At 62.4% G+C, this 14,975-nt stretch carries 11 protein-coding genes; 5 read left to right on the top strand and 6 right to left on the bottom strand.

The annotated features are described in order from the left end of the window. Window positions 1-6 precede the first annotated feature (6 nt). Genes IEX64_RS13725 through IEX64_RS13705 form a run of 5 tightly spaced genes read left to right on the top strand, consistent with a single transcriptional unit; the run spans window position 7 to window position 4,968 of the window. A complete protein-coding gene (locus IEX64_RS13725) occupies window positions 7-1,077 on the top strand; it encodes a glycosyltransferase (RefSeq protein WP_188820375.1) in 1,071 nt (356 codons plus the stop codon). Window positions 1,078-1,111: 34 nt separating this feature from the next. Further along, window positions 1,112-1,660: a polysaccharide biosynthesis/export family protein gene (locus IEX64_RS13720; RefSeq protein ID WP_229710328.1), complete on the top strand. Its 549-nt coding sequence runs from the start codon at window positions 1,112-1,114 to the stop codon at window positions 1,658-1,660. 8 nt (window positions 1,661-1,668) lie between these two features. Continuing rightward, complete coding sequence (locus IEX64_RS13715; RefSeq protein WP_188820248.1) at window positions 1,669-2,958, top strand: glycosyltransferase family 4 protein; 1,290 nt, start codon at window positions 1,669-1,671, stop codon at window positions 2,956-2,958. Continuing rightward, window positions 2,955-4,100, top strand: a complete 1,146-nt coding sequence (locus IEX64_RS13710; protein WP_188820245.1) for an acyltransferase family protein — start codon at window positions 2,955-2,957, stop codon at window positions 4,098-4,100. The genes IEX64_RS13715 and IEX64_RS13710 overlap by 4 nt, the downstream gene beginning before the upstream one ends. 1 nt (window position 4,101) lies before the next feature. After that, the gene (locus IEX64_RS13705; RefSeq protein WP_188820243.1) at window positions 4,102-4,968 is read left to right on the top strand and encodes a glycosyltransferase family 2 protein; all 867 of its coding nucleotides are present in this window, start codon (window positions 4,102-4,104) and stop codon (window positions 4,966-4,968) included. Window positions 4,969-5,135: 167 nt separating this feature from the next. Here the strand turns inward: IEX64_RS13705 and IEX64_RS13700 are convergent, their stop codons facing one another. The 6 genes from IEX64_RS13700 to IEX64_RS13675 form a co-directional block, all read right to left on the bottom strand. Then, a complete protein-coding gene (locus IEX64_RS13700) occupies window positions 5,136-6,605 on the bottom strand; it encodes a hypothetical protein (RefSeq protein ID WP_188820242.1) in 1,470 nt (489 codons plus the stop codon). Window positions 6,606-6,620: 15 nt separating this feature from the next. Next, entirely contained in the window at window positions 6,621-7,553 is a 933-nt protein-coding gene (locus IEX64_RS13695; protein WP_229710325.1) for a sulfotransferase family protein, read from the bottom strand. A 188-nt stretch (window positions 7,554-7,741) separates the two neighbouring features. Further along, window positions 7,742-8,296, bottom strand: a complete 555-nt coding sequence (locus IEX64_RS13690; RefSeq protein WP_188820240.1) for a calcium-binding protein — start codon at window positions 8,294-8,296, stop codon at window positions 7,742-7,744. Between the two features lie 463 nt (window positions 8,297-8,759). Then, entirely contained in the window at window positions 8,760-11,504 is a 2,745-nt protein-coding gene (locus IEX64_RS13685; RefSeq protein WP_188820238.1) for a S8 family serine peptidase, read from the bottom strand. Window positions 11,505-11,978: 474 nt separating this feature from the next. Further along, window positions 11,979-13,691, bottom strand: a complete 1,713-nt coding sequence (locus IEX64_RS13680; protein WP_229710322.1) for a hypothetical protein — start codon at window positions 13,689-13,691, stop codon at window positions 11,979-11,981. Continuing rightward, window positions 13,688-14,968: a polysaccharide pyruvyl transferase family protein gene (locus IEX64_RS13675; RefSeq protein ID WP_188820236.1), complete on the bottom strand. Its 1,281-nt coding sequence runs from the start codon at window positions 14,966-14,968 to the stop codon at window positions 13,688-13,690. Before IEX64_RS13675 ends, IEX64_RS13680 begins: the two co-directional genes overlap by 4 nt. Between the last annotated feature and the right edge of the window lie 7 nt (window positions 14,969-14,975).

Here is a 14,975-nt window from a genome sequence, read left to right as displayed (position 1 = left end):
ATTGCCATGCGCGGCGGCGAGCGCGTGCTGGAACAGCTGCTGGACATGTTTCCGGGAGCGGACGTGTTCACCCATGTCTACGACCCGGACAAGGTCTCGGAGAAGATCCGGGCCGCGAATGTACGCGAAACCTTCATCGGTCGATTGCCCGGTGCGCGGCGGCATTATCAGAAATATCTGCCGCTTATGCCCATGGCGCTCGAGGAACTCGATCTGCGCGAATACGACCTCGTCATCAGCAGTGAGTCCGGGCCGGCCAAGGGGATCATCACGCGTCCCGACGCGCTGCACCTTTGCTACTGCCACTCACCCATGCGGTACCTGTGGGACCACTATCACGACTACAAGGCCACTGCCGGGACAGTCAGCCGCGCCCTGATGCCGGCGCTTTTCCATCGCTTGCGCCAGTGGGATGTCAATTCGGCCAGTCGCGTCGACGGGATCGTGGCCAACAGCCATTTCATCGCGCAGCGCATCCGCAAGGTCTGGGGCCGTGAGGCGCGGGTCGTGCATCCGCCCGTCGCGGTCGATGCCTTCAAGCCTGCGGGCGATGTGACCGATCGTTACCTCTGGATCAGCCAGATGACCCCCTACAAGCGGGCGGACGTGGCGCTGGAGGCGTTCAACCGGCTCGGCGTTCCCGCGCTGATGGTCGGTGACGGAGAGATGTTCGACTATGTCCAGACCCGCGCTGGCCCGAATGTCGAAGTCCGCAAACGCCTCTCTTTCGACGAACTCAAGCGCGCCTATGCCACCTGCCGGGCACTCGTCTTCACGCCGGAAGAAGACTTCGGGATCGTGCCGGTGGAGGCCAATGCCAGCGGCCGCCCTGTGATTGCCTTCGGGCGCGGCGGGGTGCTCGATTCCATCGTCGATGGCCGGACCGGCCTCTTCTTTCACCAGCAGACAGCGGACGCGCTTTGCGAATGCCTGCACCGCTTCGATGCGTGGCTGCCGAGCTTCGATCCTGAGGTGGCAGTATCGAATGCCGCCCGGTTCTCGCCCCAGGCTTTCGCTGCCGGAATACGCGAGGCGCTGGAATTCCATTCAGGCCACGCCTCCCGAAAGGTCGCATGACACCATGAAACCACTGTTCAAAGGAAGGTCTTCCATGCTGTTTCGCACTATTGGCCTTGTCGGCTGCGCTCTCCTGATGGGGTGTGCCTCGACCGCCAGCATGACGCTTCCGAGCGCCAGCATCGTGGAATACCGGCTGTCTCGCGGAGACCGGTTGAAACTCGATGTCTTTCGCGAAGACACGATCTCCGGTGAATATGTGATCAGCGATCAGGGTACGATCGGCTTGCCTATGGTTGGCGATGTGCAGGCGGCCGGCAAGACGCTGGCGCAATTGCGCACCGAACTGGCAGCGACGCTGCGGAAGGAATACGTGCGTGACGCACGGATCAATCTCGACGTCGTGAGCTACCGGCCGATCTACATTCTGGGCGAAGTGCAGAAGCCAGGCGAATACGGCTACAGCGACCGGATGACGGTGCATGCGCTCGTCGCCAAGGCGGGCGGCTTCACATACCGGGCGAACGAGAAAGTCGTCTACATTCGCCATGTCGATGACGCCGAGGAGAGCGCCTACAAGCTGACGAGCGGGGCGACGGTTCTGCCGGGCGATACGGTCCGCATAGACCAGCGCTACTTTTGAGGCGCGCGATGCGGCACGAACCTTTTCCGCATTCCAGCCGCCCCGAGCGCGTGGTGCTGCTGCATGACTTCAGCGAGGCACTCGGCGGTGCTTCCTACCTTGTGCAGGTCCTGATCGCGCGTCTGCGTGAACGGGGTTTGCCGGTGACGTTCTTCGCAGGCGATGCCGGAGCGAATTTCCATCGTGACGACGTCGAATTCGTGCCTCTGCACGGCAAGGCATTGTTGGAGAGGTCGAAGATCGGGGCGTTTAGCGCCGGGTTTTTCAACCATGCGGCTTTTGTCCGGGTGAGGGAGTGGATCCGGCGCAACGATACCCCTCGCACTGTCTATCATCTGCATGGCTGGTCGAAAGTGCTGACACCGGCGGTTTTCGGGGCGCTGCAGGACGTGCGCGACCGGTTGATCCTGCATGGGCACGACTATTTCAATGGCTGCCCGAACGGTGCTTTCTTCAATTACCGCACCGAACGCGAATGCTGCCTGACGCCGCTTTCGAAAGCCTGTCTGCGCACCCAGTGCGACAAGGCCTCGCATGCGCACAAGCTCTGGCGTTCGGGCCGTGAAGGGTTGCGGCGGTGGCTTATGGGTGGCCCCGGCGGTGCCGCACGCGTGCTGCTGATCCATCCGGAGCAGCGAAGGCATTTCGTCGCCGCACAATGGCCTGCTGAGAATCTGGTTGCCGTGCGCAATCCGGTGTCGCCCCCCTGCGCCGAGCGGGTGCGTGCGGAAGCGAACCGGGGCATTGTCTTCATCGGCCGCATTTCGGCCGAAAAGGGAGCGGATCTCGCAGCCAGGGCGGCGGACAGGGCAGGCGTGCCAATTACCTTCGTGGGCGAGGGCAGCGAAGTCGAGCGTGTCCGCCAGTTGAACCCGCGCGCCGTGTTTCTTGGCCGTCAGGACCGGATGGGCGTGGCGCGGGCGCTTTCGCAGGCGCGGATCGCCGTGATGCCGAGCCGCTGGGCGGAACCCTTTGGTCTGGTCGCGCTGGAAGCGATCGGTTCGGGCGTCCCGGTCATCCTCAGCGAGCGCTCGCTGATGGCCGATGAAATTCAGCGTGCTGGTTTTGGAAAGGCGATCAATACCGCCCATGTACCTGCCTTTGCATCGTGCATGACGGCGATGCATGCGGATGACGGCTGGGTGGCAGCCATGTCGCAGGCCGGACACGCTCGCTATCGCGAGTTGTGCAACAGCGAGCAGGAGTGGGCCGACGAGATCCTATTCCAATATCGCCAGGTCATCGCCGAGGCGCACGCGCAGCCTGTTGCTTGTACTTCCGGGGAGGAAGCCCGATGACCGCTCGTACCCGCGAGATCGCTTCGCTGGACGTGATGCGACTGGCGGCGGCGCAGGCCGTGATGTTCTACCATCTGGTCTTCATGTCCTGGGCCGAAGAGGGCAGCCGAGGCATCCGGGCGGTGGTGGGCACGCCAGTGGTGTTTGCGGACGCCGTGGTGTGGGCCAGCTTGGGCTGGATCGGCGTGCAGATCTTTTTCGTGATCTCCGGATTCGTCATCCTGATGTCGGCGCAGGACAAGTCCGCCTCCGATTTTCTGATCGGGCGTTTTACCCGCATCGTGCCGGCCCTGTGGTTCTTCACGGTGCTTTCGGGCCTGGTGATGCTCGCGAGCGGGGTCTTGTCGGTCGCCGAGCTCACCCCGCGCTTTCTGCGCTCCATGGTCCTGTTTCCGGTCGGGCCGTGGGTCGATGGCGCGGTCTGGACGCTGGTGACGGAGGCTCTGTTCTATGCGGTGGTATTCGGCATCATCAAGGCGGGAAAGATAGGCCGGGTAACGGCGATTGCCGGTGCGGTGACAGCCTTCAACCTTGTGTTCTGGTGCATTGTACTGGCCGGAGAAGCCGGAGCTCTCGGGAAGACAGGCCATTGGCTTGCAGGCGCGGCCTCTTCCTACAAGCTGCGGGTCACGCTGATTTCCACGAACTGCTACTTCGTTACCGGCGCGTCGCTCTACCAGATATTCATGGGCCGCAGCGTCGGTGCGAACAGTCTCATGTTCGTGATCAATTTCGGGGTGGGACTGATCTCGACCTACTATGCCGCGCGCTCGAGCCTGGGTGTTTCCGCATTCGGTCAGGACCCCGCGTTTGCCGCAGCGGCTTGGGGCATCCTGACGCTGCTTATGAGCGCCTGCGTCTTGATGCGGGTGGGGTCCGGCGCCCGGTTTGTGCGGTTCGCGACTGTCGCCGGATTGCTGACCTATCCGCTCTATCTGATCAATCAGATTACCGGCGGGTATTTGTTGGGGCTGGCCTACCGGACAGGCCTGTCGCCCGTGCTCGCCGTGCTGCTGACAGCGGCTGCCTGCACAGTGCTCGCCGGACTATTTGCCATGGCCGTCGAGCGGCCCTTGCAGCTCTGGCTCAAGAAGGGGCTCAGGCAGATCCGGCGTAGTGTGCTGGTGCCCAGGGAGGCGTAGCGTGCGGATATTCGTTGTCATTGCGACCATAGGCCGGGCGGAACTGGTGTGTCGCACGATCGATTTTCTGGCTGATCAATCGCGGCCTGCCGATGGCATTGTCGTATCGAGTGTTACACCGCAGGATGTTGCAGGCGTGGATCAGGCGCGAGGGGCGCCGGAAGTCCTCTTTGGTGAAAAAGGGTTATGCCGCCAGCGCAACCGGGCTCTTGATGCTCTGCAAGACCGCGCGGATGTGATCGTCTTCTTCGACGATGATTTCATTCCGGCACCTGATTATCTGGCCATTGTCGAGGCGCTTTTCAGAGTGAACCCGAAACTCGTGGGAATTACCGGCGATCTGCTGGCCGACGGCGTTTTGAGGGGCGGATATTCGATCGAGGAAGCGCAGGCGATCATTGCGGGTAGAGAGCACACCTTTCCGCCCGCGATCACCGAGCGCCATGAGCTTTACGGCTGCAACATGGCGATCCGCGTCTCCGCCGCCGACGGGCTGCGTTTCGACGAGAACCTGCCGCTCTACGGTTGGCAGGAAGATGTCGATTTCACCAATCGTCTTGGCCGGCGCGGGCGGATGATCGCGGCATCGAGCGTAACCGGCGTGCATCTGGGCGTCAGCGGTGGTCGGACTTCGGGGAAGCGGCTGGGATATTCGCAGGTTGCGAACATTATCTATCTCAAGCGCAAGGGGACCATGCGGGCCGACTTTGGCAATCGCCTGATGTCGAAGAACCTCTTCGCCAATGCGCTGCGAAGCGTGAAGCCCGAGCCGCTTGTCGACCGCCGGGGGCGCCTGCTAGGCAATGTGCTGGCCGTGGCTGACTGTCTGCGCGGCCGTGTGGACCCTCGCAAGATCCTGGAAATGTAGGAGGGCATCGCGATGCTTGAGACGGTGCTGAGCGCCGCAGTGCTGTACGCGATCGGCTGGTCCGTGACTGCAAAGTGGTTCGCTGGAATTCAGGGCCCGGTGCCATTGCCGGGCCGGCGCCAGAGAGACAGGCGCGACGCACTGCTCTGGCCGATCTGGCTCCTACTCTACGCGTTCATCTGGCTCATGGAACGGCGCAGGCAGTCGTTCGAGCGGGAACTTTCGGAAGACTGGTAATCGTACCACCGGACTGATCGCGGATTTGTCTGTCCCGAAAGAGCCGTGGCCAAGCCTAGCCCGAAAGCCGTCAAACCGCCGAAAATCGCGTCGCCGACCATCAGCGAAATGGCGAAGGTGGGGAGGAAGGAGAACCGGAACGCCGAGAGCAGGATACGCTGCTCTGGCTCTCGGTCGGCGACTTGGCGCAGCAGGCATTGCAGCACGAAACCGTAGAACAGCAAACCGCCGATGATCCCGGTGCAGGCGAATATGGCGATGACGCTGCTGGAGGACCGCGTGCCGCCCAGTCCCACGCCGAGCCCATGGGTTGCGGAAAGGGCAGCGGTTGCGACTGTCCGCCACATGCCGCGTTCGGTGAACGAAGTGGATTCCTGCTTTTCCAGGATCATCCGCTGGACCATCGACTGCACAGGGTCGAATATATGCGGCTGTACGATCGCCAGAATACCGATCAGGATGAACAAGCTGACCGCTGCGGTGGTTTCGGCACCCAGCGTGCGACGGTGTACGGCACCGCTGCGTTCGTCGGCGTTGATCCGCAGGAACCATTCCAGCGCTGCGACCAGAAAGAACACGGCCACGCCAACGTAGGTGCCGGTGGATGTCGACAGCCATGCGCAGACCACGAGCAGGCAGAGCACGACGGGAACGTAGATCTCGCGCACCCGGCCATCGGCGATAGCGCGGCGGTAGAAGTAGAGGGCGCTCAGGAAGGCGAGGCACTGGCCACCGTAGGACGAGGCTTCGGGCATCAGGCCGACGACCCGTTTGCCTCCGAGCACTTCGATGTCGGTGAGCAACGCGTAGCTGGCCGTGCGAAATGGCTCCAGCGCCGGCGTGATTGGCAGAAACTGGCTGGCGAAGTCCAGCAGGCCGGTCAGGACGGCAATACCGCCGCCCAGGCACATGGCCTTGAGTGCGTGCTGCCGGATGTCCGCCGACCGAAGGATTCTTGCAAAGGCGAAGACGGAGAGGATCGCGATAGAGAGATAGGCAAATTGCGAGACATTCTGCGCACTCGGCTGCAAGGGGGCAGCAGCGCTTACGATGCCGCGTATTGGCACAACCATGACTTTACCTGCGAAAAGGCGGGGCATGAACAGCGTCGTCACTGCTGCAGCGGCCCAGAAGAGCGTGAGCAGCATCAGCCGGTGCGGCAACAAGGCAAGGGCGAGAAAGGCTGCGGGGCCATCACGGTCGGAGAAAGTGCGGGCGATCAGCAGCAGCGCAATCACGGGTGTCGGCGTGAACGTCAGCCCTCCGGTCAGGGACGTCGGGATGACAGCGAAGGCACCGACCGGCATTGTGGCGAAGAAGAGGTAGACCAGCATCGGCTTGCGGCTGAACAGACCATGGAGTGCAAGCGTCCAGAACAGAACGATGGGTATCGCCGTCATGTGTGAAGACGCTGCCTAGGCCGCATCCCAGGCCGTAATCCGGCGCCCGATCATGGCTTCGAACTCGGCCCGGCGCGGCGCCAGATATTCGACCAGATAGGCACGGGCTGCGCTGTCATCGACCTGCTTCTTGTCGAACGACATAGTGGCGGAAGCGCGCAATCGCTGGACGGCTATCTCAGGCAAGTATCGGCGGGCCATGGCCCAGGTGCCTGAATTGCGAATAGTGCTGACGAAGGGAAAGCGCTGACGACGGCTCGTGGGCGGAGAGCGGTGCTTGTCCGCCAGTTGCGAGGCCGTGAAGGCGAGAGGTGGAAGACCTAGCCAGTCGAAGCATTGTGACAGGGTTTCCAGCCGCTTCGAGCGCAAGTCCTCGGCAATGATCACGTGGATTTGCGATGGATCGAAATGCTTGCGGTAGACCTGCAGTTGCAACGCATAATCAGAGGTGTCGCGATAGAGCGGATTGGTGCGCACGGCGGCTTCGATGTCCAGCGGCTCCTGGAATTCCTTGTAGCGCTGCCAGTAGTGACCGATGGCGCGGGTCACCGGCTCGCGAACGGTGTAGAGGATCCGTGCCTGCGGACAGGCAGCGGCGATGCTGGCAGCGACATCGCCGCGATGCGGGGCCTGCGAATAGTAGACGCTGCTTTCGCCGCGATAGCGAGCTTGCCCACCGTCATCCCAAAGCGCGAGGTACGCATCCTTGTCGTGCGAACACGGACGCCGCGCCATGATCGGCCATGCGGATTGCAGATGGGCCTGATCGACGAAGAAGCACGGTTCCTTCTCCGAACTCATGCAGATGTCGGGATGTTCGGCGAGATAGGCATGCAGAGCGCTCGATCCCGATTTCGAGGCACCGATAATGAAGAGATTGGGCCCTGCGGAGGACTGCATCGGCGCATATGGCTTGGAAGCGGGATGATGCTCGGCGTGGACGTTCAATGCATTCCTCCCTGACCTAAGCGGGTAGCTGGCAGGCACGATACCGTTGGTTGCCTGCGGCCGGAAAAGGAGGAAGCTCGGAAACGGAGGTGATCCGTTCCGAAGATCGCCTGCCAAGGAAAAACGGGGCGCGGCAGACAGTCCACGCCCCGTTCTTTGCGGTCGTACGGGGGTACGTCCACTTGGTGTCAGGCCACCAGGATATCGCTGGCGTCGAGAATTTCGTCGAAGAAGGTGACGGTCGTCGCGCCGTAAGTCAGGATCGTGTCGCCCGAACCGTTGAATGCGAGCGTATAGGAACCGCCGTCAGTCAGCATGACCTTGTCGATGCCGTGCTCGAAGTCGAACACCTTGTCCGTGCCGTCATCGGCATCGAATACGAAGGTGTCGGCGCCGCCTTCGGCGTCATTGCCGTCGCCGGCGTTGTCGCCGTAGAGAACGTCGTCGTCATCGCCGCCGATGATCGTGTCGTCGCCGTCGCCGCCATAGATGCGATCGTTCTGCCCGCCGCCGAGGAGGGTATCGTTACCGGCGCCGCCATCGATCTTGTCGTTCGATCCCTCACCGTCGATGTAGTCGTCGCCGTCTCCGCCATATAGGCGGTCGCGGTTGGCACCCCCGTAGACCACGTCGTCCCCACCTTCGGCGCGAACAACGTCGGTGCCACCGCCTGCATCGATCACATCCGCATCTGCCGTGCCCCCGACGATTTCGCCGTCGGAATTTGGACCAATCACTGCCATCAGAACTTCCTTTCAGTTTGCTGCCCTGTGTCCATTCACGCCACGAATGGCGCTCTCGATCACGTGTTGCCGGCAACCCTGTTGTTCTTATCGGCGAATCGAGCCTCTCTTGAGGTGCGTTACTGATACGGAGTGGCGGTAATGCTTGGCAACGTTAGTAATACCTATGCTGTTTGATGTTAACTAAAGGAATGTCTGTAACGGATGTAAGGTAGGTATTTATATTTAAGTGTTGTCTTGAAGGTCTGAATGACATTTAATGTCATTGTGGAATTTTTGATCTGTGCGGATCGGACCGATGCCTTCATATCGGATGCACTTTATCTCAGCCTTCGCCCTGTTCGTCCCGCTCCGGGGCTGTTCGGTGAAGAATTTGCACGAAAAAGGGGCTCCGGATTGCCGGAGCCCCTGCCGCAGAAACGGCCACCCATCAGACTGCCTTGCGGCCGATCGTGGCAGCGCGTCAGGCGATCAGGATGCCGAGTTCGATAGTGCTCATGCTCATCGCGGTGTCCAGGTGCTCGATGCCGTCGCCCTTGATGCGCGCGATCTCGAAGGTCTCGCCGTCAAGGTGCATTTCGAGCGACGTGCTGCTGCCGTGCCGTTCGAATTCGAAGGTGGCCGTGCTGTTGCCTGAAAGGCCCCGGATCAGGATGCGGTCGCCTTCGTCCGCGTCGAAGTCGTAGATCACATCGGTCGCATCCAGATCGGCAATGTCGAAGACGAACGTGTCGGCGCCATCCCCACCGAACAGTCGGTCGCGGCCTGCGCCGCCCTCTATCCAGTCATCGCCTGCACCGGCCTTGATCAGGTCATCTCCGTCGAGACCGAGGAGCTTGTCGTTGCCGGCATCGCCGAACAGTCTGTCGGCACCGGAACCGCCATCGAGGAAATCATGCCCGGTGCCGCCCGAGAGGCGGTCATCGCCGGTGCCGCCGTAGAGCGCGTCGTCTCCGGCATAGCCGAGCAACTTGTCGTCGCCGCCCTTCCCGTCGATCCGGTCGGCCGTTGCGCCTCCCTTCATCTTCTCCCCTGCGTTGCCGCCGGAAAAGCTGTTGTCATAGTGGCGTGTCGTTTCGTCGAACGAGCCCGGTATCTGCGGCGAAGTCGTTTGGTCCTCCCCGTTGCCTTGCTCCGTATCGCCGTTATCGGGCACCTCGGGATCTGGGTCAGGCTCGGGACGGTTCTCAACCGGGGGTATGGAAATGCCGCCATGTTCGAACATCTGCAGCAGGTCGCCATAACTATAGGTGGCGTCGGAGAACACGAAGGTCTCGATGCCGGCGATGGTGGAAACGCCCTCGGCGTGCAGCGAGATCGTGATCGCGCCGTCGCTGTCGACGCGACCGGTGATGCTGCCAAAGCTGGCATCCACGATCAGGCGGTCGTTGCCTTGCCCGCCGTCCAGCACATCGTTGCCGAACGAGAAGTAGATCGTGTCGTCTCCGCGTCCGGCGCGTAGCACGTTGTCGGCCTTGCTGCCGATCAGGGTATCCTTGCCGTCGCCGGAAAACGCGTTCTCGATGGTGTTGGCCATGACAGCAAGCGTGATCCCGGCGATCTTGCTTTTCATGCCACCAGACAGGTCGATGAACGAGCCCGCGGTGACGGCTGCGGCATTGATCGTGTCGATCCCGCCGTCGGTATCCTTCAGGGTGCTGCGCGCGGCGAGGTCGCTGCCGCTGTAGAGCATGCCGAATTCGTCGGTATAGGCGTAGGTGTCGTCGGCCATGGCCTGCTTGCTGCCGGTGATCGTGATCGTGGCGTCCTGGAACAGGCCGGACATGGCCGTGCCGTCCTTTTCGGTGGCCTGCGGATTGCGGTTGTAGACGTCGATGGTCCAGGTGCCGGCCGATTGCTCACCGAGCGACGCGACGGAATCGAACACGAAGTTGCGCAGGCCTCCGGCGCGATCTCCGTAGGGCAGGTCGTAAACCAGGCGCACGGTGGTGCCGTCGGGTGACGTCAGATAGACGTCGAGGTCGCCGGTGTCCGCCCAGCGCAGGTCGAGCGCGACCTGGACATGTTCGATGGCGATGTTCTGGCCCACCTCGATCGTTGCAGAGGCATGGTCCTTCGAGCCGGCCACAAGCGTCTGGTCGATGTCCACCGACTGGCTGACACTGGCGAGATTTGCGTAGGTCTGCTGCTTGGTCCAGGTCTCGGCGAGGCGAACCGCGTCGTGGACATTGAGGAAGCCATATCCGAACGCATCGCTGAAGTGCAGGCCGCCGCCGTTGAAGTTTGTCGCGCCGTTGGTGCGCCAGCCGTCGCCGAAGTTGGCATCGTCGGACAGGCCATCGCGCCGCGCCGAGTAGGCGAGGATCTGCTGGACGTCGCGGTATCCCAGGTCGGGATTGGCTTCGAGCATGAGGCCGACGGCCGCAGTCACGGCCGGTGCGGCAAACGATGTGCCGTTGTAGTCGGCATAGCGATCCTTGATCGTCGTCGTGAAGACATCGCGCCCGGCGGCGGAGATCAGGACATTGGCCCCCAGGCTCGTGAACGAGGAGGGCGAGCCGTCCGGATCGACTGCGCCGACAGCGATGGTGAAGGGCGAGTTCTGGAAGTTGTGATAGTTCGACGAGCCGCCCGAGCCGGAATTGCCGGCGGCGAACACGACCGAAGTGCCGAGACCACCGCGCCCATGCTCTGCGACGTATTCGAGAGCTTCTCCGTATTCGGGATGGCGGTTGAAGTCGTCGTCGAAATTGGAGACGAAACTCCAGCTGTTGTTGACGACGTCGAGGCTGGCCGATGCCTTCAGGGCCGAGACGATCTGCCCGACGACATCGCCCGATTCATAGTCGATACCCAGCCCGACCAGCGTCGCGCCCGAGGCAATGCCTGCCGTGCCATTGGCGTTGTTCGCTTCCGCAGCGATGATGCCGGCGACCGCAGTGCCGTGATAATACGGCACGGTGCTGTCGGTGATGCTGATCTGGCCGGTTCCGAGCGCGAAATTATAGTCCAGCGACGTGTCATAGGCCTTGCTCAGGTCGCTGTGCCGGAAGTCGATCTGGGAATCGATGACGCCGATCTTCACGCCCGTCCCGTCGTAGTCTTTCCAGCCAGAGTAAACATCAATACTCAAGTCAGAAAGTGGCGACCCATCGAGATACCATTGCTTCTTTTCATAAGTATCATTGTAGAAATATGCAGGTGCAATCACCCCGCCAGTCGGCAGGGGCGTATACGTCTTGGTCATGAAGCGATCCCGTAGCTCTAGCGATTTTTGATCTTGTTTTGCATTCAGGCGCGGATTTCCGCGTCCGGATTTCGGCTATCGGGTGTTCGTTTAACCGCTTACGAATTAACGTGGTTAAGGCCTGTAAACCAAGAAGTACGCTTCAGTATTTGGATATTATTCATATTTTATAAGGGCGAATACATATACCTAGCATTCGGCTTAAAGGCGGTGCGGTGCAATTGGTAACGATTGCAATGGCGCACGTCCGAAAGTGTTAACCATGGACCGAGGCGCTCTCCGGCCGTGCCGTTCGAAATGCGGCAGCGACAGGCTTCTCCGGTCAGTCGCCTAAGGATAAATGCGGATCTCCGGGTCGGCGCGGCGCGTGGAAAATCTGCAACAAGGTCCGCAGTTCGGTGCGAATTGCCGGGTCTTTGGTCGACGATTTCTCACCCGCAACGCCGATCACTGCGAGCGGCGAGCGCGAATCGATCAGCGGTGAGGCTTGCACTTGTCGGCGTCGAACACCTGGATGCGGTAGCGGGTCGTGTCGCCGCGCGTACTCTTGCGAGGAGAGAGGGCGACCGCGACCGATTGGCCTTTTCGTAGCGCGATCTTGTGGTCGATGCGGATGGGCGCCGTGTCTGAACGCGTCAGGAGCGTGCGGCCATTCCGGGCAAGGCTTACGGATATGCCGTCGGTAGACTTGTTTGAGACCGCGAAAGTGGCGACCAGCCGTAAAGCGCTGTCGCGATCGGCACGAAAGCGGTGAACAATTGCGCCGTCGCCGCCCTTGACGGCGGGGAGCATTGTTTCGGCTGTCAGGCGCAAATCCCGCAGATCTGCGTGTCCAAGATAGGGTGTCCAGGGCACCGCCCGGTGCTGCTGGCCGGGCATCACGGATAAGGGCATTTCGCGTCCATCGATGCGAAGGAAGCGTTCGAAACCGTCCTGCTTCGCGCGTGCTGTCCCGGCGTCCGGGTAGGCGAACTGGTAGAAGCTGTCGGCCAGCAGGGGGGAGCATCCCAGCCGATAGGATGTGGCGGACGCCGTTACACCGGTGCCGGTCAGGATCAGGGCGCGGTCCCCGGCCAATTCGAGCTGGCCGAGCGAGACTCGCCCGCCGCGAGCATCGAAGACCCGGACTGTTGCGGGATCGACCGCGAGAGGCCGCGCCGCGCCCCAGACAACCACGATGTCCTCTCCGAAGGTGTAAGCGAATGTGAACGGATCGGGGCTGACATTACGCACTGCCCGCCCGCGCAACCGCGTCTGCACGAAGCGAAATGCCTCACCTGCCGCTGTCAGCATTCCGTCGCGGCGGATCAGCGGGACCATGCCGTCGCCGCGCTCGTTGAGCGGGTACCAGTCCATCTCGGTGATGCCGAGGGCGGCGAGCATGGTGTAGCCACGAACGAGATCGTCCGCAGCGCGGCGCGGGTCCTCGCTGCCGAATTCGGTGATGTAGAGAGGCAAGCGGCGGACGCGGCCGTGGCCTCGCAGGAAGCCGATTTGCGCGGGAAGTTGGTCGATCGGCGTGGTGTAGGGATGGAGCGCCAGCCCTTCGATGGCCGAGGCTCCGGGGCGCTCCAGCAGGGGCCAGAGAAAACCGGCGGGCAGCGAATGGGTGGAGCCGCCGATAACCTGCACGTCGGGCCGTACCTTGTTGACTGCCTCAGCCGCTGCTTGCACCATGGCGAGGTGATAGCGCCCACGGTCCGGCAAACCGGCGTCGCGGACGGGGCCGTTCACGAAGTTCTGGCCGTTGACCTCGTTGCCGATCTCCAGCGTGTCGATCTGCGGAAACCGTGCGACCGTGGCAGCGGCAAAGCGACCGAATGCGGCCAGCGCCTGCGGCGAATGCGGGGTCTTGCCGTCATCGTAGAGCGGGTTGCCCCAGTTGAGAGTCAGCGTGATCGCAACACCTGTGCCGGCAAAGCGGTCCGGCCATGTCGTCGTGGGCTTGTCGAAGGTGAAGCGTCCCGGCGTGCGCTCGACCTCGGCCCAGCGAATGCTGTCGCGCAGGCGGGGCACTTTCAGTTTGAGGGTGGCCTGCCGGGTGTCCTCACTCCATCCTTGCGAGAAGTTGGATGCTCCGCCGAGGCGAATTGCACCGGGTCGCAAGGCCGGAGGCGAGGCTGGAGGCGAGGCGGAACCGGCGGTTGCGGCAAGACACAGAAGCAAGGGCAGAGCGCGTCGCTTCATGGTCGGGCCACGGCGTTGGCGATTTCCGCATGGAGCATGGCGACGTCGCGCCGGGCCTGCGCGATCGCCAGCTTGCGTTCGGCCTCCGGGATGCCTTGCTGTGTGGCTGCTATCAGCCGGTCTGCGGCAACAGCGCCCGCAGTCTGAACCGGCTGGCACAGCCATGCGTCGCGGTCCACCGACCGCACGAAGCTGTCGAGCTTGGGGTCCCAGGTCAGAGCAAGAAAGGGCACACCGCAGGAATAGGCGGCGATCACGGCATGCATGCGGAACGCGGCCAGTCCATCGAGCCCGGCAATCACGCGCGTCAGCTCCCCGGGGGTGCAAGCCTCCGGGAAGCTGACGGTCCCGCAATCGCCCATCGCAGCGAAGGCCGGTCGCAATCGTGCGGCATAGGCTCGGTCTTCGGGCGTGCCGTTGGTGAAGACCGCGATGCGGCAACCCTTGGCGATCAGGGCCCGCGATAGGTCCAGATACCAGTCGTTCAGCGCCTTGGCGGAAGGGGGATCATCGGCGTGATATCGCAGAGCCAGATGGCTGGTTACATTGATGCCGATTGTCGGCCTGTCTGCATTCCCGAGCTGAACCGGCAGGTCATAGCGTTCGGACGCGAGGAGGCCGGGGTCGCGAACGACAGTGGCTTCGAGGCCATGGGCGATCCCGGCGAGGCGATTCCAGAGCTGCCACGAGCGTTCATCCCGCACGAAAACGCGGCGAATGACCTTCTTATCGAGTGCCGATCGCAGCAGGGTCTGGCCTTTCGGGCTCCAGTTTCCCGACACGCCGCAGGCATAGAGAAATGCGGGGAAATTGCGGCGGGCGGCTTCCTCGACGGCGAGCGCAAGCTTGGTCGGGAAATTGAGGTCGAGATCGGTGATCAGGTTGCCGCCGCCGATCACCATGCAGTCGGCTTCGTCCAGCGCCTTGCCGTAGTGCGGTTGCCACTTGCGGCGCGATTGAATGGCGAGCGGCGCGCGCACCGCCAGGCGCCGCAGGGGAGCCGGAATGGCCCCTAGAACGCGCAGCTGCATCGATCGGGCCTGCGTGCCCGCAGCGTAAGAGGTCCGTCCCGCCAGATCGACCGACCACGTGTCCGGCGATGCACCGCAATCGATCAGGGCCCGTTCAAGGCATTCGCCGAGCAACCCGTCGCCGAGGTTCGGGCTGTACTTCACATTGAAGATGCGAACCCGGGCAGGGCTGTGACCGGTCGAGAGTGAGGGAGGCTGAACGTCTTGAGCCTTCCATTGCCGGTCGGCAGTGAGCAGTTCGGTCATCGGCGCC

It is taken from the genome of Novosphingobium indicum, from assembly GCF_014645195.1.
Lineage (GTDB): Bacteria > Pseudomonadota > Alphaproteobacteria > Sphingomonadales > Sphingomonadaceae > Novosphingobium > Novosphingobium indicum.
This window is presented reverse-complemented; position numbering and strand designations above follow the sequence as displayed.

Bases quoted from the DNA above. Each gene is read 5' to 3' on its own strand.
- IEX64_RS13720 (WP_229710328.1), top strand. From the start codon at position 1,112: ATGCTGTTTCGCACTATTGGCCTTGTCGGCTGCGCTCTCCTGATGGGG.
- IEX64_RS13715 (WP_188820248.1), top strand. From the start codon at position 1,669: ATGCGGCACGAACCTTTTCCGCATTCCAGCCGCCCCGAGCGCGTGGTG.
- IEX64_RS13725 (WP_188820375.1), top strand. From the start codon at position 7: ATGCGCGGCGGCGAGCGCGTGCTGGAACAGCTGCTGGACATGTTTCCG.
- IEX64_RS13685 (WP_188820238.1), bottom strand. From the start codon at position 11,504: ATGACCAAGACGTATACGCCCCTGCCGACTGGCGGGGTGATTGCACCT.
- IEX64_RS13675 (WP_188820236.1), bottom strand. From the start codon at position 14,968: ATGACCGAACTGCTCACTGCCGACCGGCAATGGAAGGCTCAAGACGTT.
- IEX64_RS13690 (WP_188820240.1), bottom strand. From the start codon at position 8,296: ATGGCAGTGATTGGTCCAAATTCCGACGGCGAAATCGTCGGGGGCACG.
- IEX64_RS13700 (WP_188820242.1), bottom strand. From the start codon at position 6,605: ATGACGGCGATACCCATCGTTCTGTTCTGGACGCTTGCACTCCATGGT.
- IEX64_RS13710 (WP_188820245.1), top strand. From the start codon at position 2,955: ATGACCGCTCGTACCCGCGAGATCGCTTCGCTGGACGTGATGCGACTG.
- IEX64_RS13680 (WP_229710322.1), bottom strand. From the start codon at position 13,691: ATGAAGCGACGCGCTCTGCCCTTGCTTCTGTGTCTTGCCGCAACCGCC.